Below are 20,540 nucleotides of genomic sequence, written 5' to 3' on the forward strand. Positions count from 1 at the left end.
CCTATGAATCGTGTATAAAATGCGCCCTCTTTGTGCCTCGGGCGACGGCCATACGAGGCACATAAATGCTCGAGCGTTAAAATTGTTTTTTGGAGAAGATTGACATGTCAAGAGTATGCCAAGTAACTGGCAAGCGTCCGATGGTTGGTAACAATCGCTCGCACGCAAAAAACGCGACTCGTCGCCGCTTTTTGCCGAACCTACAAAGCCACCGTTTCTGGTTAGAATCAGAAAAGCGCTTTGTAAAATTACGTGTATCTACTAAAGGTATGCGCATCATCGATAAGAAAGGTATCGAAGTTGTTGTTGCTGAACTTCGTAACCGTGGCGAGAAGGTGTAATAAAAAATGGCTAAAGCTAAAGGTAATCGCGAGAAGATCAAGTTAGTTTCAAGCGCTAAAACTGGTCATTTCTACACGACTGAAAAGAACAAGCGTAACATGCCTGAGAAAATGGAAATCAAAAAATTTGATCCAGTAGTTCGCAAGCACGTTATCTACAAAGAAGCAAAAATTAAATAATTTGTTTTTTTGATGTGTTCTAAAGCCTCGACATTGTTCGAGGCTTTTTTTTATCTAAAATTTTGGTAAGGTGATTATATCTGTTAGGCACAAAAAGGACTTATGCCATGGATCCTATCTCACTTTCTCTCGCTCCTCTGAGCACTATGGGCATTATTTGGTTCGTAGGCCTGTTTGTTCTTCTCTGGTATGTATTAATGAAAACGTCTTCTGCAGACGGCTTTTTCAAGTATTTATGGGTACTGCCAATTGTCGCGCTGATAAGTGCATTAGGTTATACCTTTGTGAATACTTGGAGTTCAGAGCTTAAAATCGAAGAGCAGCAACTTACTCTGTCTGTGCCTTTTTATGGCCACTCATGGTCGATAACTGAAGTGAATTGGTCGAAGGTGCAATTGGTGGATCTAACCCAATCTTCAGAAATAGAAATCAGTCATCGTGAGAATGGTGTGGGCTTGCCTGAATTTAAATTGGGTTACTTTCGTTTAAAGCAAGCTTTTGACGGTAAAACCACAGCTTTGTTAGCGATTACGGAACCGCATTATGTATTGGTTTTACCGACAGATAATCTAGTGGTAATGGTAAGCCTTAAGCATCCCCAACAAGCACTACTTCTGTTGTCGCCGTTTACGAACGAGAAGCAGATCTGATACAAAAACGATCAGCGCAAGCCAAATAAAGCCAAAGGTGGTGGCTTTTTCTGGGGTAAAGGGTTCGTGATACAAAAAGGTCGCCAAAATAAACATCAAACTAGGACCTATATATTGAAAAAAGCCCAGCATGGATAAGGGAATACGAATTGCAGCACCTGCAAAGCATAATAAAGGGATTGAAGTGACGATGCCTGCTAGGAGTAAAATGATGTTGGTTTGCAGAGGGTGGTCCATAAATACTATGCCCTCAACGAAAAATTGATAGCTGATATACAGAAGTACGATAGGCAGTAAGAGGGCGGTTTCAACCAATAGACCTGTTTTTGCATCAACATTCGCTTTTTTGCGTACAAGGCCATAAATGGCAAACGAGCTGGCTAATGCAATTGAAACGATGGGGATAGAGCCGAATGAAATCAGCTGGATCAATACTCCTATCACGGCGAGGGCAACTGCCAACCATTGTAGCTTTCGTAATCGCTCACCGAGAAACAGCATACCCAATACCACATTAAACAGTGGATTAATAAAATAACCGAGACTGGCATCGAGCATATGCTCATTATTAACGGCCCAGATAAACAATAGCCAGTTGAAAGCTATTAGGACAGATGTGCAGCTCAATACTTGCAATTTTTTAGGGGTGCGAAATAGCTGCCTAAAATGGTTAAATCCACCCATAAATGACATCAACAACACCATAAATACAAATGACCAAACGACTCTATGTAAAAGGATTTCAGTTGCGGGAATCGTTTCGATTAATTTGAAGTACATAGGGGCGATACCCCATAAAACATAGGCACAAATCGCCAACGCGATCCCTTTTTGATGTTCGTTATGAGTCATGAATGATAGCAATGGTGGAAAAGAACGTGAATTGTATGTGTGACTGAGATCAAAGTCGACGAAAAATAATTTCTCAAGACAAGATAGTGGTAGTTGATTAGAATATGTTTTTTGCACTTTTAGTCAGCATACATGGAAACAGTCGAACAATTGGAAACTGCCTGCCCTCTTCACTCTTGCTTGTCTCAAGTTTTTGGCTATCGTTCGTTCCGAGAAGGACAACAATCGGTCATTGAACGCGTTCTGCAGGGAAAGGATGTAATGGCGATTATGCCAACAGGAGGAGGTAAGAGTTTATGTTATCAAGTACCCGCTTTACTGCTTCCAGGGCTTACCATTGTGGTTTCTCCTCTGATTTCATTAATGAAAGATCAAGTAGACAGTTTGTTGCAAACAGGAGTTGCAGCAGCGTACTTGAATTCGTCACTTGATCGTGAGCAGATCAGCGATATTTTCAGGCGCTTAAATCAAGGTGAAATTAAACTGTTATACGTCTCGCCAGAGCGATTAATGAATGGTGATTTATTAGAGCGTCTTTCAAACCTTACTATCAGTTTATTTGCCATTGATGAAGCTCATTGCATCAGCCAATGGGGACATGATTTTAGACCCGAATATGCCGAACTAGGACAATTAAAACAGCGTTTCCCACATATTCCATTGATTGCGCTTACTGCGACGGCTGATAAAGCGACACGGCAAAGTATTTGCGAGCGCTTGAACATACAGCCTTTTGAGTGGCTTTCCAGTTTTGACCGTCCCAATATCCGTTATACGGTTGTAGAGAAGTTGAATGCCTCTCAGCAATTGCGTCAGTTTATTAGTACCCAACAAGGCAATAGTGGCATTGTTTATTGTTCATCCCGCCGGCGGGTCGATGAAGTGGCAGATAGGTTAACTTCGCAAGGGATCAAAGCGAAAGCCTACCATGCTGGGATGACGACTCAAGAGCGTGCCGAGGTTCAAGAAGGATTCCTTAAAGATCACGTCGATGTCGTTGTTGCCACTGTCGCTTTTGGGATGGGGATCAATAAATCGAATGTACGTTTTGTAGTGCACTATGACATCCCCAAGAGCATCGAATCCTATTATCAAGAAACGGGGCGAGCAGGGCGTGATGGTTTGGAAGCCGAAGCCTTTATGCTGTTTGATCCAGCTGATATTGGGCGAGTGCAGCACTTAATTGAGCAGTCGCCCTCACCAAGCCAGCAGCAGGTAGATAGACATAAGTTACATTCCATGGCGGCCTTTGCTGAAGCCCAAACCTGTCGTAGGCAAGTGTTGTTACATTATTTTGGGGAACAAGCGAATGAGCCATGCGGTAACTGTGATGTGTGTTTAGATCCACCTAAGCAATATGATGGAACCGAAGATGCGCAAAAAGTTCTATCTTGCATTTATCGGATCAAACAGGGCTATGGTGTCAATTACCTAATCGATGTACTCAGAGGGTCACAATCTCAATTGGTTGTAGAACGTGGGCATCAAACCTTGAGTACATGGGGAATTGGTAAAGACAAAAGCCATGAACATTGGCTGAGTATTACTCGTCAGTTGATCCATTTAGGTCTAGTGACTCAAGATATTACTCGTGGTTCAGCCGTTATACTTAACCCCAGTGCTAGAGCAGTATTAAAAGGCGAGCAAGCGCTACAACTTGCGGTTCCTCGAATGCAAGTCAAACCTGTTACGCGTAAGTCGAAGACAGCTAGTCGCGCACCACAGCATTATGATAGGCAGTTGTTTGCTAAGCTGAAATTATTACGACGTAAGTTGGCAGACGAATTAGAAATTCCACCTTATTTGGTATTCAGTGATGCTAGCTTAGCAGAGATGGCAGCAAATATGCCGACAACAGAACAGCAGTTTTTAGCCATTAATGGTGTCGGCGCGAGAAAGCTGGAGCGCTTTGGCTCTGATTTTATCGATGAAATTCAATCGTTTTTGACTGAAAGTGTATGTTGAGACTTAATAACCTCAGCTCTGCATAAGCAACCTCTACAGCACAGCTACTTATGCGTATTTCTGTGTTAGAACAGCCCGAAATAGACCTGCTATTACGAACTGTTCTGCCTTGAACTACACAAAATTAGCAGTACTGTAGATAAAAAATTAATGTTTGTAGTGTAAATCAGAATGTTATGGGTTTCGTTATACAGAGCTGAGGTTAAATAGCTAACATATCGGTCTGATCATCTTTGATTTCTCGGCGCTGGATTTGTGAAAGTCTCTCTAGATAAGCACGTTTGATTAGCGAGTCTAAATTATCAAAAGATTTAAATGTACTCAGACCAAAGGTGAGTTTATTTAATTCATTTGGCAAGCTGTATGAGATCTGACGAATGATTTTATAGCCTGTGGTATTGTTGACTTTAGGTAACAAAACCACCCATTCATCTTGTTCATGCTCTAGCAATAGATCTCCATCACGTAGTACATCGTGAATGGCTTCTAAAGCCTGAATTTTTTCTGTTTCTGAAAGAGGCTTCATATTGGTCACTAAGGCTGTAACTGTGTGACTATGACGTTTGGCTTTTTTCAGCATATTAGTAGCTCTTAGTTCCAGAGGCTCTAGTCGTTTTTCTTGCTGAGCTTTTTTAGAAATATGCTGCTTACGTTGAAAAAAGAAGACTAATCCAATCAGAAAACCTAAGAGGCTAACTGCAACCAAAATAATGATCACGGCTTGGGTTACGGTCAAAAATGGCTGGTCATTTTTAGTGTTTGCCATATTGTTTTGATGGTTTAATGAGGTTTGGCGATCTAATCGAGCTTTGTATTGAATGAGACGAGCATTGCTTGTTTTTTTATTTGCATGTTTAGCTGACTCATGAGCTTTATTTAAGAACTCATAAGCTTCTTTATAATTATTTTGAGAAAGATAATATTTTTTTAAAACCAAATAAAAGTATTCGAGATCACCATGTAATTTCAGTTCAATGGCTTTAGGAATAATTTCATTCATAATTCCTAATGCCTTAGTGTGTTGATTTTGATCAAAAAGAATTTGAGCATACAGCCGCTTTGCACGTAATAAGTATATAGTTCTGTGGCTTTTGGTGAATAAATTAATGCTTATGTGTAAATAGTTAATTGCTTGCTCAAAATTTTTAAAATCTCTTTCTAATGAGCCGACGATAACATACGCCCATGCAATATCTTGAGGGGAATCAAGGTCCACTAGTCCTTCTTTGGCTAATTGAAGGTGCCGATAGCTGGTCTCTTTATCTCCATGATCGAAATACATTCTTGAAGCACCAAGGTGGGAATATAGCTCAAGTTTTCCTTTTTTACCTTTAATATCCAATGCCTTATTTATGTATTTGATGCTTCTTTCGGTATCGCCTGTTGAGACTAATAAATTAGCCATAGAAATATATAAATAAGCCTTGGGTGGCCAAAGCCAGTTAGTCTTTTGATTAAATATATCGGGATAAATATCCAGTGCTAGATTGATGTCTTCTAGAGGGGACATATAACTGCCTAAATCTTCTTCCACAATTGAACGAATCCAAAGTGCATGAGTTAATAATTGAGGCTGATAGTATTCTTTTGCTTTATTGATAACAGTATCGAGCAGTGGCAATGCAATTTTGAGGTCACCCATGTTAGCGTGAGCATCAGCCATACATAAATGAAAATAAGGCCTTACTTCCTCTAGGCCTGCGCGCTGTGCTTTCGCTCCAAATAATCGAGCAATATTTATAGCAGCTTTATTTTCACCGAGTTGGGCATAAGTGTGGCATTTTAGAAGTTGTAAGCGAAGTCTTTCTCGAATCGGAGTACTTTCATTTAATTGAAGTTCGAGCGTTTTAATTTGTGATAAGGCGTTTTGAGGAAATTCAAAACTTAATGTAGCCAATTCATCCATTTGTTTCATTGGGTTGCCAAACGCGGCAGGGAGCCAAAGCACCAGCCCGAAAACCCAAATTCGAAAATCCATTTACTACCCCAACTGCTTTTATATTACGCAAATACATTTTTATTTTTACGACCAGCAAGTGTAACAATCTGGAAGAGGTAATTGAATTGTTTTTGTTCAACTGTGCAAGGTTTATCAAAATTTTGTTCAATGAATAAGCCTAATGTGAATATAGATAGGAATGTGAGTTCATAAGGTGTTGCTAACTTAATTCTGAGTAGTATGATTGCGCGCCGTTGAGTTTTTGCTCTAAATAGCGGCGACTTAGCTTATTCATAGAATGTAAATACAGAATTAATGTGAGACAAAATTTTGATCAAATTTAACAAAAGCTTTCTTAGCGCTGCGTTGTATTCAGCAGTTGTGTTGACGAGTAATCACGTATCTGCGGCGGGTTATCAATTAGCGGAATATTCAGCAACAGGCTTAGGAAGAGCTTTTGCTGGTGAAGCTGTAATCGCAGATAATGCGTCAGCCCAAGGGCGTAATCCTGCATTGTTGTCTTCGATTCAAGGTAAAACTGTGTCGATGGGAGCGATTTATGTCAAAACGAATGTACATGTTCCCGGCTCTGTTTCACTCGCGTTAACTCCCGTTGGCGGTAAGTCAATGCCTTTGGGTCGATTTGATGCGAGCGCTAATGATGTTGCAGATAACGCAGCGATACCAAATTTCTATTACAGCAACCAGCTCAATAGTCGTTGGAGTTGGGGGATAGGTATTAGTTCAAATTATGGTTTATCTACAGAAATTCAAGATACTCACGCTGCGGCTTTGTTTGGTCAGAACACATCGATAAAAACTGTCGAGATTAACCCTAATCTGGCTTATCAATTCAGTGATGAATTCGCGATAGGTCTTGGAGTCAGAATTATCCATGCAGAAGGTGAAGTGAACTCGACCGTTCCAGAATGGGTAACGAAATTACCTTTACCTAGGCCTTTACCACTTCCTCCTGTGGGTACCAGTTTGAAACACTTGAAAGGTGATGATGTCAGTTTAGGGTGGAAACTGGGTGTTAAGTGGTCTCTCTCTGCAGAGCATCAATTTGGCTTTGCTTATCATAGTGGTGTTGATCTTACCTTAACAGGTAAAGCTGATGGTTATCTTTATAATCGTGGCAGTAACCAAAGTTTTGATGGTCAAATCCCACTTGAATTGCCAGCTTTTGCAGAAGTATCGGGCATACATCAAGTCACAGATGCTCTGAAAATCCACACTAGCATCAATTGGACTAAGTGGAGTGTATTCGAAGAACTCAGAGCTGAGTTTACCGGAAAAGAAAAACCGTTAAACAGCATAAAGCAACCTATCAGCTATGACAGGTTAAAAGAAGAGCACTTTAAAGATAACTGGCGTTTTGCATTGGGCGGTACTTACCAGTTAAATTCAGCATGGATAGTTAAAGCGGGGGTAGCCCTAGATAAAACGGCAGTATCGAATGAGTATCGAACTACCACTATCCCCGACTCTGATCGCTTATGGTATTCAATTGGTGGGGCTTATCAAGCGAATGAAAAACTGAGTCTTGATTTTGGCGTTACCTATATCAGTTCACATGGTAAAGCGCCAATTAATGAAACGATCCCTTTGCAAACTAGCCTAGGAAAGCTCGCCATTAATTTTGACGGTGAAGCGACAGGTAATGTTTGGTTAGCAGGGGTTCAACTTAACTACAAAATATAGTAATTCGATGCACCCAGCCTCACCATTGTGGGGCTGTATTGACTGCTTGCCGCAATAGTTATTCCTTATTAGAAAATGACTTAAGACCAACATAAATACTGTTGTTCGAATTTTTCAAAATCGTTTTCCGTTTATATTGCTGGTATTCAGGCTAATAGCGATAAACTTAATGAAATTAACACTGGTGATTGAAAGGAAGGGAGTTGTTCTAAAAGTAGCGTTATTAAAAGAAGAAAATTGCTAACAAGGAACATTGTAATACTTGCCCTGCTTAGATTTGACCATATTTTCAATATCATGCTAGATGTGAAGACTTCTTGACAATTCTTGTCAACTATCCCTAAACTTAGCTGTGGTGGGAAATTGTGGATATTTGTGGACAAGGATGGGAAAACGTGTTTTCAGGAGCCAGCAGTGTCAACTTAGATAGCAAGGGACGGATCGCGATGCCAACGCGGTACAGAGAGCTATTGCGCGTTGAATCTGAAGGCAAATTTGTTATCACGGTAGACATTCAATCTACTTGTCTATTGCTTTATCCCATTCACGAATGGCACAAAATTGAAGCCAAATTATTGTTGCTGTCAGATACTCAGCAAACAGAACGAGCATTGAAACGCCTGTTACTGGGCCATGCGCATGAATGCGAGATGGACGGCAACGGGCGTTTGTTATTACCCCAGACATTAAGAAAATACGCAGGGTTAGAGAAACATGCAATGTTGGTGGGGCAATTGAATAAATTTGAGCTATGGGATGAGTTATCGTGGCAGCAACTTATCGACGAAAGCAAACAAGTGATTACCAATGAAAACCTAGCCAATAGTGAAAGGCTGTCAGAGTTTTCATTGTAAAAAAGAGAACAATATGACAGAAGTATTTGACCATGTGTCAGTGTTATTAAAAGAAACCGTTGATGGCTTGAATATTAAGCCTGATGGGATTTATATCGATGGCACGTTTGGTCGAGGTGGGCACTCAGGACTGATTTTGTCTCAGCTTGGAGATGAAGGTCGTTTAATTGCTATCGATCGTGATCCTCAGGCGATCGAAGCTGCCAAAAAGTATGAGGCTGATCCAAGATTTGAAATTGTTCATGGTGGTTTTGGTCAATTAGCCGAATATATTGCAGCGAAAGAGCTGGTGGGTCAAATTGACGGCGTTTTATTGGATCTAGGAGTATCGTCACCTCAGCTTGATGATGCTGAGCGAGGATTCAGTTTTTTGCGTGATGGACCACTTGATATGCGTATGGACAATAGCCAAGGAGAAACGGCGGCACAGTGGTTAGCAAGAGCTGAAATTGAAGATATGGCATGGGTGTTTAAAACCTATGGTGAAGAAAAAAATTCGCGCCATATAGCGCGTTGTATCGTAGCTGACCGTGAAAAAACACCGTTTTTACGCACAAAAGAATTAGCGGACCTTATCTACCGCATAACTAAGAAAAAAGAAAAGAATAAGCATCCCGCAACACGAGTGTTTCAGGCGATACGAATTTATATAAACAGCGAGCTGGAGCAAATTGATCAAGCTCTAGAAGGAGCGTTAACGGTTCTTGCCCCCGAAGGTCGATTATCTGTTATTAGTTTTCATTCTTTAGAAGACAGGATGGTGAAGCGTTTTATTCGAAGACACAGCCAAGCGGCGGAGGTGCCTTACGGATTACCGGTATCAGAGGCTGAATTAAATAAAAATCGAAAGCTTAAAGCTGTTGGAAAGGCAATGAAACCATCAGCAGCGGAATTGGAACTTAATCCACGTGCACGTAGTTCAGTACTGCGAGTGGCCGAACGCCTACCGTATTAGGAGGGAGGATGGCTAAAGGACAACTGAGCTTACCCCACATTGTATTCCAAGATCTTTGGAATCATAAGTGGGTGTTACTGCTAATGTTGTTTGTGATTTTAAATGCCGTTTCGGTGGTTTATTACAGTTATGCCAGCCGTAAGCTTATCACTGAATGGGATGGGCTCTTGCAGCAACGTGATCAATTGGACGTTGAGTGGCGCAACTTGTTGTTAGAGGAGCAGTCGCAAACGGAGCATAGCCGTATCATTAGGATTGCGACCAAAAAATTGCATATGAAAAGACCGTTACCCAATGAAGAGGTGGTAGTCAAATTACCATGACCAGAGCAGCAAAGCAGAAACAGCAAAAACCTGAACTTATCCACTGGCGATTATATGTGGTGATGGGGTTTGTGTGTCTGCTTTTAGTTAGTTTGCTCGGCCGTGCCGCATACATTCAAGTTGTTGAGCCAGAAAGGCTACGTCATGAGAGCGATATGCGAACATTGCGAACGACCAGCAGTGAAGTACAACGTGGTTTGATTACTGATCGTAATGGTGAGATGTTGGCTGTTAGTGTTCCTGTAAGGGCGGTTTGGGCTGATCCTAAAGTCATTCATGATAACAAAAGCGTTAATGACAGACGTCGATGGCAGGCATTGGCCGATGTATTGCAAATTCAAGAAAATACGCTGTTAGATCGAGTCACATCAAACCCTAAGCGTCGCTTTGTTTATTTAAAGCGGCAAGTGACGCCTGCTGTTGCCGAATATATTAAAAAATTACGCTTAAGAGGCGTGTATTTAAAAGCGGAATCAAGACGTTATTACCCGGCGGGAGAAACAATTGCTCAGTTGGTGGGGATCACTAATATTGATGATGCTGGAATTGAAGGCATTGAACGTGCCTATGATTCATGGTTATCAGGGTCGCCATCCAAAGAGAAAGTTCGTAAATCAAGGGACGGCCACGTTGTTGAGCGTTTGGGTGTCATTGAAGAGGGTGAAAAACCTAACGATTTGGTGCTAAGCATTGACCAACGTATTCAGGCTCTAGCATATCGTGAGTTAAAGAAAGCCACCGAATATTATCAAGCAACTTCAGGATCTGTTGTGGTGTTGGACGTTCATAGTGGGGAAGTCCTTGCTATGGTGAATACGCCATCTTATAACCCAAATTCAAGAGAGAACCTACAAAGCTATCGAATGCGCAATCGTGCGGTCACCGATACTTATGAGCCGGGTTCTACCATCAAGCCTTTTGTAGTTGCCGCGGCATTAGAAGCCGGAGTGGTGAAGCTTGATGAGATTATTCCTACTTCACCTGGCTGGATGAGAATTGGCGGAAGGCAAGTACGTGATTCCAGAAATTATGGTGATATGACGCTAGCCAAGATTTTGCAAAAATCCAGTAACATGGGAGTAAGCAAACTTTCTCTAAGAATGCCTGTAGAACAGCTATTAGGTACTTATCAATCTATGGGACTAGGGAATTACACTGGCATCAATCTAATTGGTGAGAGTGCAGGGCTAATCAGAGAACAACATAGATGGTCTGATTTTGAACGGGCGACGCTTTCTTTTGGTTACGGGTTAACCTCTACGCCACTACAGTTGGCTAGAATGTACGCCACACTTGGTAGTGGCGGAGTTTTACGTCCTGTATCGGTATTAAAATTAAAAAAAATACCCGAGGGTGAGCGTATTCTTGACCAAAAAATTGCTAATGAACTCATCAAAATGATGGTTGGAGTGACTGAGAGAGGTGGAACGGCCTTGCAAGCTCATATTGATGGTTACCCTGTTGCTGGCAAAACGGGTACCAGTCGCAAAGCTGTGGCTGGTGGTTATGGTGATGATTATGTCGCACTGTTTGCAGGAGTTGCACCAGCCAATAATCCAAGGTTGGCAATCTCTGTGGTGATCAATGATCCAAAAAGCGATCATTACTATGGTGGTGATGTTGCAGCGCCCGTATTTGCTAAAGTGATGTCAGCTTCTTTACAAATGCTTAATGTTGAACCTATTAGCCCACAAGAACAGTCTAGATTAGCCGCTTATACAAGAGGAGTGCGATGATGCAAATTAAAGATCTTCTTGCTCCTTGGTTCCACTATTCGGGTGATGAAACGTTTAATGAGTTAACGATAGACAGTCGTCAGATAAATTCTGGTGACGTTTTTGTTGCCATTCCTGGGCACCAAGTAGATGGCCGGGATTTCATTCAGCGAGCTTTTTTTCAAGGGGCGGTAGCTGTGATTGCTCATACTGATGATCCTGAACAACATGGCGTGCAAACAATGACTCCTGCAGGGCCTATCGTTTATTTTTCACACCTACCTGGACAGTTATCTGCACTGGCTTTTCAGCGATATCCTGTTGATAAAACAAAGATGAAAATCGTTGGGGTTACAGGAACAAACGGTAAGACCACTGTCACCCAATTAATTGCTCAATTAGTTACGAATCTTGGCGGTAAAGCTGCTGTGATGGGGACGGTTGGTAACGGGGGTTGGGGACAACTTCGTGAAAGTGATAATACGACATCAGATGCCATCACGACTCTTAAACAATTGCATGAGTTTCAACAACAGGGTGTAGAGCTTTGTGCCATGGAGGTTTCCAGTCATGGTCTAGTGCAACATCGAATTGATGCTGTGCCATTTAGCAGCGCGCTAATGAACAATTTAAGTCGAGATCACCTTGATTACCATGGTGATATGACTAATTATGCTGCTGCGAAACGCCGCTTGTTTCAATTTCCTGAATTAGAACATCGTTTGATGAACCTCGATGATAACGTTGCGTTATCTTGGCATACCGAGCATGAATTTATTGACAGTGTTGGCTTTAGTATCCATCCATCTGTCAGTGCCAGTTATCAAGTGAGTGATATCGAATATCACAACACTGGTGTGACGGCAAAATTGGTTTGCCCTCATGGCCAGGGAACAATTGATTCTCCCTTACTTGCTGAATTTAACTTGTCTAACGTGCTTGCTGCATTAGCGCTCTTACTCGAAGAAGGTTACCCATTTGAGCCGTTATTGGCACAAGTATCTAAGTTAGAGCCTGCTAAAGGAAGAATGGAATGCTTTGATCATCAAGGGATCACTGTAGTGGTGGATTATGCCCATACACCAGACGCATTAGAGCAAGCATTAAAAGCCCTGACAAGCCATTGCCAAGAACAATTATGGTGTGTGTTTGGTTGTGGGGGAGATAGAGACAAAGGGAAACGTCCGCAAATGGCTGAAGCAGCTGAGCGTTATGCGCAACGAGTAGTGATCACCAGTGACAACCCTCGAACTGAAAGCCCAACGTCCATTATTGAGGACATCGTTACAGGATTAACACAGCCTCAAATTGCGCATATTGAGCCAGACAGACAAACAGCCATTAAGTTTGCATTATCTCATGCACAAGCTGGAGATATAGTGATGTTGGCAGGGAAAGGACATGAGACTTACCAAGAAATCAAAGGCATAAAGCACAGTTATGATGAGCGCGCTTTAGTGGGAGCATTAGTAGGAGCTTCAGCATGATAACACTTACTTTAACAGAAGTGGCTGAAGCGATTAATGCTCGTTTAATTGGTGAGGATGCGTCTATTTCAGCAGTTAGTACGGATACTCGGCAGATAAAAGCAGACTGTCTGTTTATTGCCCTTATTGGGGAACGTTTTAATGCCCATGATTTTATCGATACTGCCGTAGCTAATGGTGTTAAAGCGGTATTGGTTTCAAAGCCGTTGAATGCTTCGGTGCCACAACTCATTGTTGAAGATACTCGTATCGCACTTGGTTTGTTGGGGGCTTATGTTCGATCAAAGCTCGACGTGATTACAGTGGCTATTACTGGGTCTAATGGCAAAACCAGCGTGAAAGAGATGCTGGCCACTATTCTTAAACAATCTCATCAAGTGTTATATACCGCAGGTAATTTTAATAATGATATTGGCGCTCCGCTCACCTTGCTGCGTTTGACAGAAAACGATCAGTACGGCGTGTTTGAGTTAGGGGCCAATCATAAAGGTGAAATTGATTATACGTCAGCGTTGGTTAAGCCTAGTGTGGCACTGGTCAATAATGTTGGAGAAGCGCATATTGAAGGTTTTGGCTCGATAGATGATGTTGCTATTGCTAAATCTGAAATATATCAACACCTGACGAATGACGGAATTGCCATCATTAATGCTGATGATGCTTATGTTGATCACTTTAAAAAGGTTGCGCAAAACCACAAACAACTTTGTTTTGGTATCAATCACGATGCAAACGTGAAAGCCACTGACATTCGCTCTAATGAATTCGGCCAATACCAGTTTATTTTATGTTACCTACAGCAAAGGCTTGAGATACAACTGCCGTTATGCGGTAAACATCATGTTCATAATGCGTTGGCGGCCTCCTCAATGGCAATCGCATTAGGCATCTCGTTAGCAGACATATCTGCTGGCTTACATCGGGTCAGTGCCGTGGATGGACGAATGCAGCCTCACCAAATTGAGCATGTACAGCTCATTGATGACAGTTATAATGCCAACCCTTCTTCTGTTAGAGCCGCCATTGATTGGTTGGGACAACAGCAGGGTGATCAGATATTAGTATTGGGAGATTTCTCTGAGTTAGGGGCAAATACAGAGCAACTGCATAGAGATATTGGTGAATACGCCAAGAGCAATCATATCAATGATGTGTTGACCTTAGGTGATAAAAGCCAAGCAACTTCAGAACAGTTTGGTGGGAAACACTTTACCCAATTACAAGCTTTAGTAGATACCTTGCAAGAAAGAATAAATCAACAACAAACAGCAATGACGATTTTAGTAAAGGGCTCACGCAGCGCGGCAATGGAGCGGGTGGTGAATTCGATAAAAGGCGCTTATGAGCGTGGGGAGTGGAAGTAAATGCTGGTTTATCTAGCGGAGTATTTAACCCAGTTTTATTCAGGGTTTCATGTCTTTTCTTATTTGACATTGAGAGCAATTTTAGGGCTATTAACAGCACTGTTATTTAGCTTATGGCTAGGCCCAAAACTAATTGAACGCTTGCAATTAATGCAGATTGGTCAAGTAGTACGTAATGATGGTCCGGAGTCGCACTTTAGTAAACGTGGCACTCCGACTATGGGAGGTTTACTGATATTATTTGGTATTTTTGCCAGTGCGTTACTTTGGGGAGACTTGGACAATCACTATGTATTAGTAACTCTGTTTGTGTTGGCAAGTTTCGGTGCGATTGGCTTTTTGGACGATTACCGAAAAGTGGTAAGAAAAGATCCAAAGGGCTTGATTGCGAGATGGAAGTATATTTTTCAGTCCATTGCTGCATTAGTTGTAGCATTTTTCCTGTACTTTAATGCTTCTTCGCCAGGTGAAACCCAATTGGTGGTGCCATTTTTTAAAGACATTATGCCACAATTAGGTGCTTTCTTTATTGTGCTGGCTTATTTCACCATTGTTGGGTCGAGTAATGCAGTAAACCTTACTGATGGATTGGATGGGTTGGCCATTATGCCTACTGTCATGGTGGCTGCTGCATTTGCATTAATCGCTTACTTATCTGGTCATACTGGGTTTGCGCATTACTTGCATATTCCTTACCTACCCGGAGCGGGTGAACTAGTGATTGTATGTACCGCTATTGTGGGAGCCGGATTAGGATTCCTCTGGTTTAACACATATCCGGCTCAAGTTTTTATGGGAGATGTAGGCTCACTATCTCTTGGAGCAGCACTGGGTGTGATTGCTGTATTGGTCAGACAAGAAATATTGTTAGTGATCATGGGCGGGGTATTTGTGATGGAAACCTTGTCGGTGATCTTACAGGTCGGCTCTTATAAGTTACGTGGACAACGTATTTTTAGAATGGCGCCTATCCACCATCATTACGAATTGAAAGGTTGGCCAGAACCTAGAGTGATTGTACGTTTTTGGATCATTTCTTTGTTCTTGGTCATGTTAGGTTTGGCCACATTAAAACTCAGATAAGACATTAGGGTAATACAATGAAACAGCCACACACGCACATAGTATTAGGAATGGGAGCCACAGGGCTTTCAATCGTGCGTTATTTGCTAAAACAAGGCATTACCCCTTGTGTCATGGACAACCGTGCCGTGCCGCCTGGACTTGAATCTTTGATTAATGAGTTCCCAACAGTGGGCGTGATTGTTGGTAAGTTTGACCAGGATATGTTGATACAAGCCCAGCAGATCATTATCAGCCCTGGCGTATCAGCATCAACTCCAGAAGTGAAAACCGCCAAAAATTTAGGGGTGGAGGTAGTGGGCGATATCGAACTATTTGCTCGAGCTATTGAAACTACTGAAGCTAAAGTGATTGGTATTACGGGGTCGAATGGTAAGTCCACCGTCACCACCTTGGTGGGCGATATGGCTAAGCGTAGCGGTATAAACGTAGCTGTTGGCGGTAACCTTGGTACTCCAGCACTGGACTTGCTTGAGCAAGAAGCAGATCTTTATGTATTAGAGTTAAGCAGTTTTCAATTAGAAACCACAATAAGCCTAAACTGCCTTGCTGCAACGTGCTTGAACATTTCACACGATCATATGGATAGGTATCTGACATTTGATAGCTATCGTAAGACTAAGCTGAAATTATTTGATCAAACTCAGCATCAAGTCATCAACAGACATGATTTTCAAGCGCACCCGCTTAATCCAAATCATATGATCAGTTTTGGCTTAGATAAGCCAGATCCTCAGCAATGGGGGATCGTGGATGATCAGTTATGTCATGGTGATGAAACCATCATGCGCACCAATGAAGCTGCTGCTCTAGGCCGTCATAATCAAGCAAATATCCTGGCTGCGATGGCATTAGCTCAGATAGCCGGTGTAAACAAGTCTGCGATGATAGAAGCGGCTAGTCAGTTTGAAGGACTATCTCATCGTTGTGAGAATATTGCTCAATATAATGGGGTCACCTTTATTGATGATTCAAAGGCGACCAATGTCGGGGCCGTCGTAGCTGCCATTGACGGACTCCACAATGATGATGGCGATATCATACTGATTGCTGGAGGGGACGCTAAAAAAGCTGATCTGTATCCGCTGAAAGCCCAACTGGAACGAGTTAAAGTTACCATTTTATTTGGCCAAGATGCCGAAGATTTAGCGAAGCTGACTGAAAAACACAAAATTGTTGGTGACATGAAGCAGGCCGTATCCTATGCCATAGAGCAGGCAAAAGATAAAGATATCGTATTGTTATCCCCTGCATGTGCCAGTACCGATATGTATACCAATTTTGTTGAGCGTGGAAACGACTTTAAACAAAAGGTGCTTGAACACTATGGCGAGCACTGAAAAGCAGCTTAACTTATTTGGCACAGAGGTCTCTTGGTCATGGCCTAAGAGGTGGTTTGATGATCGCAGGCCCGGACATCAACTCTATGACAGAGCATTATTGCTTTCGATCATTAGTTTATTTGGTTTTGGGTTTGTTATGGTGATGTCAGCTTCAATGCCAGAAGCTGAAAGTTTAACTGGAAATCCATACCAGTTTGTTAGCCGACATGTATTGTACCTTGCAGGATGTTTAGTCATCTCTTTGGTGGTGCTTAGCGTGGAAATGCAGGTTTGGCAAAAGCTGAGTCCGTGGATGTTAATTGCCGTTTTGCTAGGGCTTATCGCGGTATTATTGATTGGTCATAATGTTAACGGTGCAACGCGTTGGTTAAAGTTAGGCCCAATCAGAATACAAGTCGCTGAGGTGGCGAAACTGGCGTTTAGCGTTTATTTAGCTGGATATTTAGTCAGGCGTAATACAGAAGTTCGTAACCACATATTCGGTTTTATTAAGCCAATAGTGGTTTTGGGTGCCTATGCGGTATTAATCCTTTTGCAGCCAGATTTAGGGTCAGTCGTTGTACTGTTCGTTATCACAGTGAGTTTATTGTGGTTAGCAGGAGCGAGGTTACAAGACTTCTTTCTCCTTATTATGACTGGAATCGGGCTGTTTGTTGTATTGGTTATTACAGCGCCATATCGTATGCGGCGGGTTACTTCGTTTTTAAACCCGTGGGATGACCCGTTTGGAGCGGGTTATCAGTTAACTCAATCGCTGATGGCTTATGGTCGTGGTGGCTGGTTAGGACAAGGCTTAGGTAATAGCATTCAAAAATTGGAATACCTGCCAGAAGCTCATACCGACTTTATCTTTGCCGTTATTGGTGAGGAACTTGGCTTTATTGGGATTGTATTGGTATTGCTGGTGATGTTTTTTATCACATTTAGAGCAATAAAATTAGGCAGTACATGTCTAACGGTTAATAAAGCATTCGAGGGTTACTTAGCTTATGCCATTGGGATTTGGATTTGTTTTCAAACCGTAGTAAATGTTGGTGCCAGTATCGGGATGTTGCCAACGAAAGGACTAACGTTACCGTTTATCAGTTTTGGTGGTAGTAGTTTATGGGTAATGACGGCGGCGGGCATGATGCTGTTAAGGATTGATCATGAAGTACGGTTGGACAAAACACAAGCAGTCCAACGGCGAGGAAGTGCATGACAACAGTGAACGAAACAAATAACGAAACAGAAAAAAAGCGCATTTTAGTCATGGCTGGTGGAACTGGCGGTCATGTATTTCCTGCTTTAGCTGTCGCTAAGAAGTTGGCAAATGAAGGTTGGGAAGTACTTTGGCTCGGTACTGCTGAACGAATGGAAGCTAAGTTGGTTCCACAGCACGGCTTTAATATTAGGTTTATTGATATTAAAGGTGTTCGTGGTAACGGTATCATTAGAAAGTTAATGGCACCAATAAAAATAATTAAGGCAATCGCTCAAGCGAGGGCGGTGATTAAAGAGTTTCAACCCGATGTCGTTATGGGGATGGGTGGCTTTGCTAGTGGACCTGGTGGTGTCGCGGCTAAATTGTGTGGCATACCTTTGGTTTTACATGAGCAAAATGCGATACCCGGGATGACCAATAGATTGCTATCGAAAATTGCGACTAAAGTGTTATGTGCTTTTAAAAACACTTTTGAACCATCGGTGAATGCAGAAGTCGTTGGTAATCCAATCAGGGCAGAGTTAGAAAGCCTGAGGGATGAGCCATCCAATATAAATGATAACGCCTTTAAAGTGTTGATTGTCGGTGGCAGTTTAGGAGCAGGTATTTTTAATGAGAGAATGCCGTTAATTGCAGCTGAATTAAGTCGCACTTATTCCGTCACATTTTGGCATCAGGTTGGTAAAGGTAATTTATCAACCGTGACTAAGGCTTATCAAAAACACCAACAGCAAGATTCAGTTCAAGTCGCTGAGTTTATTGATGACATGCAAGCGGCCTATCAATGGGCCGATGTAGTGATTTGTCGAGCTGGAGCGTTAACCGTGTCTGAGTTAGCGATGGTTGGGAAACCGAGTATTTTGGTTCCTTATCCGCATGCGGTTGATGATCACCAAACAGTAAATGCTAAGGTGCTGGTTGATGCTGGCGGGGCATTTTTGTTACCACAGCCTATCGCATCGGTTGATCTGTTTGTTGAGAAATTAAGCCTGTTAGCAGAAAACAAAGCTGAGTTAGCAGGGATGAGTAAACAAGCGAAGCAAGTTGCTGTAATGAATGCTACTGAGCAGGTTGCTGCAGTGTGTAAAGCACTAACGGAGAAAGAAGTCGCATGACAAATGCAGAAAAACACGCGCAATTACGTAGTCAAATACCAGAAATGCGTCGAATAAAACGCATTCATTTTGTTGGCATCGGTGGTGCTGGCATGGGCGGTATTGCAGAAGTGCTTTTAAATGAAGGTTATGTGATCAGTGGTTCAGATATTGCCACAAATAGAGTAACGGACAGGTTAGCTCAACTAGGAGCTGAGATTACCATTGGCCATTATGAAGAAAACGTCAAGCAGGCCGATGTCGTAGTAGTGTCAACGGCGATTCAAAGTGACAATCCTGAATTGATTGCTGCGCAAGCGTTGAGGATCCCATTGGTGCAGCGTGCTGAAATGTTGGCAGAACTGATGCGATTTAGACATGGTATTGCCATTGCGGGAACTCATGGCAAAACGACCACAACCAGTCTAATCGCCAGTATTTATGCTGAAGCGGAAAAAGATCCAACCTTTGTAATCGGTGGCTTGCTAAACAGCGCGGGAACCAATGCTCGTCTTGGCAGTAGCCGTTACTTGATTGCAGAAGCAGATGAAAGTGACGCTAGCTTTTTACATTTGCAGCCAATGATAGCCGTTATCACTAATATTGAAGCGGATCATATGGACACTTATGAAGGGAACTTTGAAAAGCTAAAATCGGCTTTTATTGAGTTTCTGCATAATTTACCGTTTTATGGCTTAGCGGTTGTATGCATTGATGACCCTGTTATTCGTGAGTTGCTGCCTCAAATAGGCCGTAAAATAGTCACTTATGGTTTCAGTGAAGATGCTGATTACAGAGCCGTGAACTTTGAGCAGCATGGAGCTATCAGTGCGTTTACGGTTCGTCGCTCTGGAAAGAAAGACTTGCAAGTTAAGCTGAATATGCCAGGGAAACATAACGTATTAAATGCATTAGCTTCGATAGCTGTGGCTGAAGAAGATGAGATCATTGAGTCACCAATCGAGAAAGCCCTAGTGGAGTTTCAAGGTATTGGCCGTCGTTTTCAAACACTGGGAGACTTCACTACACCTAAGGGGCAAGTGCTATTAGTTGATGATTATGGTCATCACCCGAGCGAAGTTGCTGCTACGATACAGGCGGCCAGACAAGCCTATCCTGATAAACGTCTAGTGATGGCTTATCAACCGCATCGCTATACTCGTACTCGGGATTTATTTGAAGACTTTGCCGATGTGTTATCTCAAGTAGATAATTTATTGTTATTAGAAGTATATGCCGCTGGAGAAGAACCTATCCCAGGAGCTGATGGTCGTACTTTATGCCGGACAATCCGTCAACGAGGTAAAGTCGACCCAATTTTTGTTAATACCACTGAGCAATTAGCCACGCTATTGCCTGATGTATTGCAAGACAATGATCTCTTGTTAACCCAAGGGGCTGGAAATATTGGTGCGTTGTCGAAAGAATTAGTAAAAACTGAGCTGGGTTTTTCGTTGATTAAGGACGAATAATCTTCATAATACGGC

18 protein-coding genes are annotated in these 20,540 nt (G+C 42.2%); 16 read left to right on the forward strand and 2 right to left on the reverse strand.

Annotation, left to right across the window (positions count from 1 at the left end; all coding sequences use genetic code 11):
• The first annotated feature begins 104 nt into the window (after positions 1-104).
• The 3 genes from rpmB (at position 105) to AC1EU0_RS11395 (ending at position 1,171) form a co-directional block, all read left to right on the forward strand.
• Positions 105-341 (forward strand): 50S ribosomal protein L28, encoded by a 237-nt coding sequence (rpmB, locus tag AC1EU0_RS11385; protein WP_121839751.1) that lies wholly within the window; start codon positions 105-107, stop codon positions 339-341.
• A 6-nt stretch (positions 342-347) separates the two neighbouring features.
• Positions 348-521 (forward strand): 50S ribosomal protein L33, encoded by a 174-nt coding sequence (gene rpmG, locus AC1EU0_RS11390; protein WP_121839750.1) that lies wholly within the window; start codon positions 348-350, stop codon positions 519-521.
• A 107-nt stretch (positions 522-628) separates the two neighbouring features.
• Positions 629-1,171 carry a hypothetical protein gene (locus tag AC1EU0_RS11395; protein WP_480302524.1) on the forward strand — a complete coding sequence of 181 codons (543 nt, stop codon included), beginning with the start codon at positions 629-631 and terminating at the stop codon, positions 1,169-1,171.
• Here AC1EU0_RS11395 and rarD read toward each other — a convergent pair.
• Positions 1,130-2,023 carry an EamA family transporter RarD gene (rarD, locus tag AC1EU0_RS11400; protein ID WP_480302525.1) on the reverse strand — a complete coding sequence of 298 codons (894 nt, stop codon included), beginning with the start codon at positions 2,021-2,023 and terminating at the stop codon, positions 1,130-1,132. The genes AC1EU0_RS11395 and rarD overlap by 42 nt on opposite strands.
• 132 nt (positions 2,024-2,155) lie before the next feature.
• Here rarD and recQ point away from each other — a divergent pair, with 132 nt between their 5' ends.
• Positions 2,156-3,988, forward strand: a complete 1,833-nt coding sequence (gene recQ / locus AC1EU0_RS11405) for a DNA helicase RecQ (protein ID WP_480302526.1) — start codon at positions 2,156-2,158, stop codon at positions 3,986-3,988.
• Between the two features lie 202 nt (positions 3,989-4,190).
• Here the strand turns inward: recQ and AC1EU0_RS11410 are convergent, their stop codons facing one another.
• Positions 4,191-5,966 carry a tetratricopeptide repeat protein gene (locus AC1EU0_RS11410; protein ID WP_480302527.1) on the reverse strand — a complete coding sequence of 592 codons (1,776 nt, stop codon included), beginning with the start codon at positions 5,964-5,966 and terminating at the stop codon, positions 4,191-4,193.
• Positions 5,967-6,311: 345 nt separating this feature from the next.
• Here AC1EU0_RS11410 and AC1EU0_RS11415 point away from each other — a divergent pair, with 345 nt between their 5' ends.
• The 12 genes from AC1EU0_RS11415 to murC all read left to right on the forward strand — a co-directional run bounded on the left by AC1EU0_RS11415 (position 6,312) and on the right by murC (position 20,525).
• A complete protein-coding gene (locus AC1EU0_RS11415) occupies positions 6,312-7,631 on the forward strand; it encodes an outer membrane protein transport protein (RefSeq protein ID WP_480302528.1) in 1,320 nt (439 codons plus the stop codon).
• Between the two features lie 395 nt (positions 7,632-8,026).
• The gene (gene mraZ / locus AC1EU0_RS11420; RefSeq protein ID WP_480302550.1) at positions 8,027-8,485 is read left to right on the forward strand and encodes a division/cell wall cluster transcriptional repressor MraZ; all 459 of its coding nucleotides are present in this window, start codon (positions 8,027-8,029) and stop codon (positions 8,483-8,485) included.
• 13 nt (positions 8,486-8,498) lie between these two features.
• Entirely contained in the window at positions 8,499-9,440 is a 942-nt protein-coding gene (gene rsmH, locus AC1EU0_RS11425; RefSeq protein ID WP_480302529.1) for a 16S rRNA (cytosine(1402)-N(4))-methyltransferase RsmH, read from the forward strand.
• 8 nt (positions 9,441-9,448) lie between these two features.
• Positions 9,449-9,763, forward strand: a complete 315-nt coding sequence (gene ftsL, locus AC1EU0_RS11430; protein WP_480302530.1) for a cell division protein FtsL — start codon at positions 9,449-9,451, stop codon at positions 9,761-9,763.
• The gene (locus tag AC1EU0_RS11435; protein WP_480302531.1) at positions 9,760-11,499 is read left to right on the forward strand and encodes a penicillin-binding transpeptidase domain-containing protein; all 1,740 of its coding nucleotides are present in this window, start codon (positions 9,760-9,762) and stop codon (positions 11,497-11,499) included. Before ftsL ends, AC1EU0_RS11435 begins: the two co-directional genes overlap by 4 nt.
• Positions 11,496-12,965 carry a UDP-N-acetylmuramoyl-L-alanyl-D-glutamate--2,6-diaminopimelate ligase gene (gene murE / locus AC1EU0_RS11440; protein WP_480302532.1) on the forward strand — a complete coding sequence of 490 codons (1,470 nt, stop codon included), beginning with the start codon at positions 11,496-11,498 and terminating at the stop codon, positions 12,963-12,965. Before AC1EU0_RS11435 ends, murE begins: the two co-directional genes overlap by 4 nt.
• Positions 12,962-14,329 (forward strand): UDP-N-acetylmuramoyl-tripeptide--D-alanyl-D-alanine ligase, encoded by a 1,368-nt coding sequence (locus AC1EU0_RS11445; RefSeq protein WP_480302533.1) that lies wholly within the window; start codon positions 12,962-12,964, stop codon positions 14,327-14,329. The genes murE and AC1EU0_RS11445 overlap by 4 nt, the downstream gene beginning before the upstream one ends.
• Positions 14,330-15,412: a phospho-N-acetylmuramoyl-pentapeptide-transferase gene (mraY, locus tag AC1EU0_RS11450; protein WP_480302534.1), complete on the forward strand. Its 1,083-nt coding sequence runs from the start codon at positions 14,330-14,332 to the stop codon at positions 15,410-15,412.
• 17 nt (positions 15,413-15,429) lie between these two features.
• Positions 15,430-16,752 carry a UDP-N-acetylmuramoyl-L-alanine--D-glutamate ligase gene (gene murD, locus AC1EU0_RS11455; protein ID WP_480302535.1) on the forward strand — a complete coding sequence of 441 codons (1,323 nt, stop codon included), beginning with the start codon at positions 15,430-15,432 and terminating at the stop codon, positions 16,750-16,752.
• Positions 16,739-17,956, forward strand: a complete 1,218-nt coding sequence (gene ftsW / locus AC1EU0_RS11460; protein WP_480302536.1) for a cell division protein FtsW — start codon at positions 16,739-16,741, stop codon at positions 17,954-17,956. The genes murD and ftsW overlap by 14 nt, the downstream gene beginning before the upstream one ends.
• On the forward strand, positions 17,953-19,074 hold the full coding sequence (gene murG, locus AC1EU0_RS11465; RefSeq protein WP_480302537.1) for an undecaprenyldiphospho-muramoylpentapeptide beta-N-acetylglucosaminyltransferase: 1,122 nt from the start codon (positions 17,953-17,955) through the stop codon (positions 19,072-19,074). The genes ftsW and murG overlap by 4 nt, the downstream gene beginning before the upstream one ends.
• Positions 19,071-20,525, forward strand: coding sequence for a UDP-N-acetylmuramate--L-alanine ligase (murC, locus tag AC1EU0_RS11470; RefSeq protein WP_480302538.1), 1,455 nt, complete (start codon positions 19,071-19,073; stop codon positions 20,523-20,525). The genes murG and murC overlap by 4 nt, the downstream gene beginning before the upstream one ends.
• Positions 20,526-20,540 lie beyond the last annotated feature (15 nt).

This window comes from Parashewanella sp. 2210YD4-3 (genome assembly GCF_056591735.1).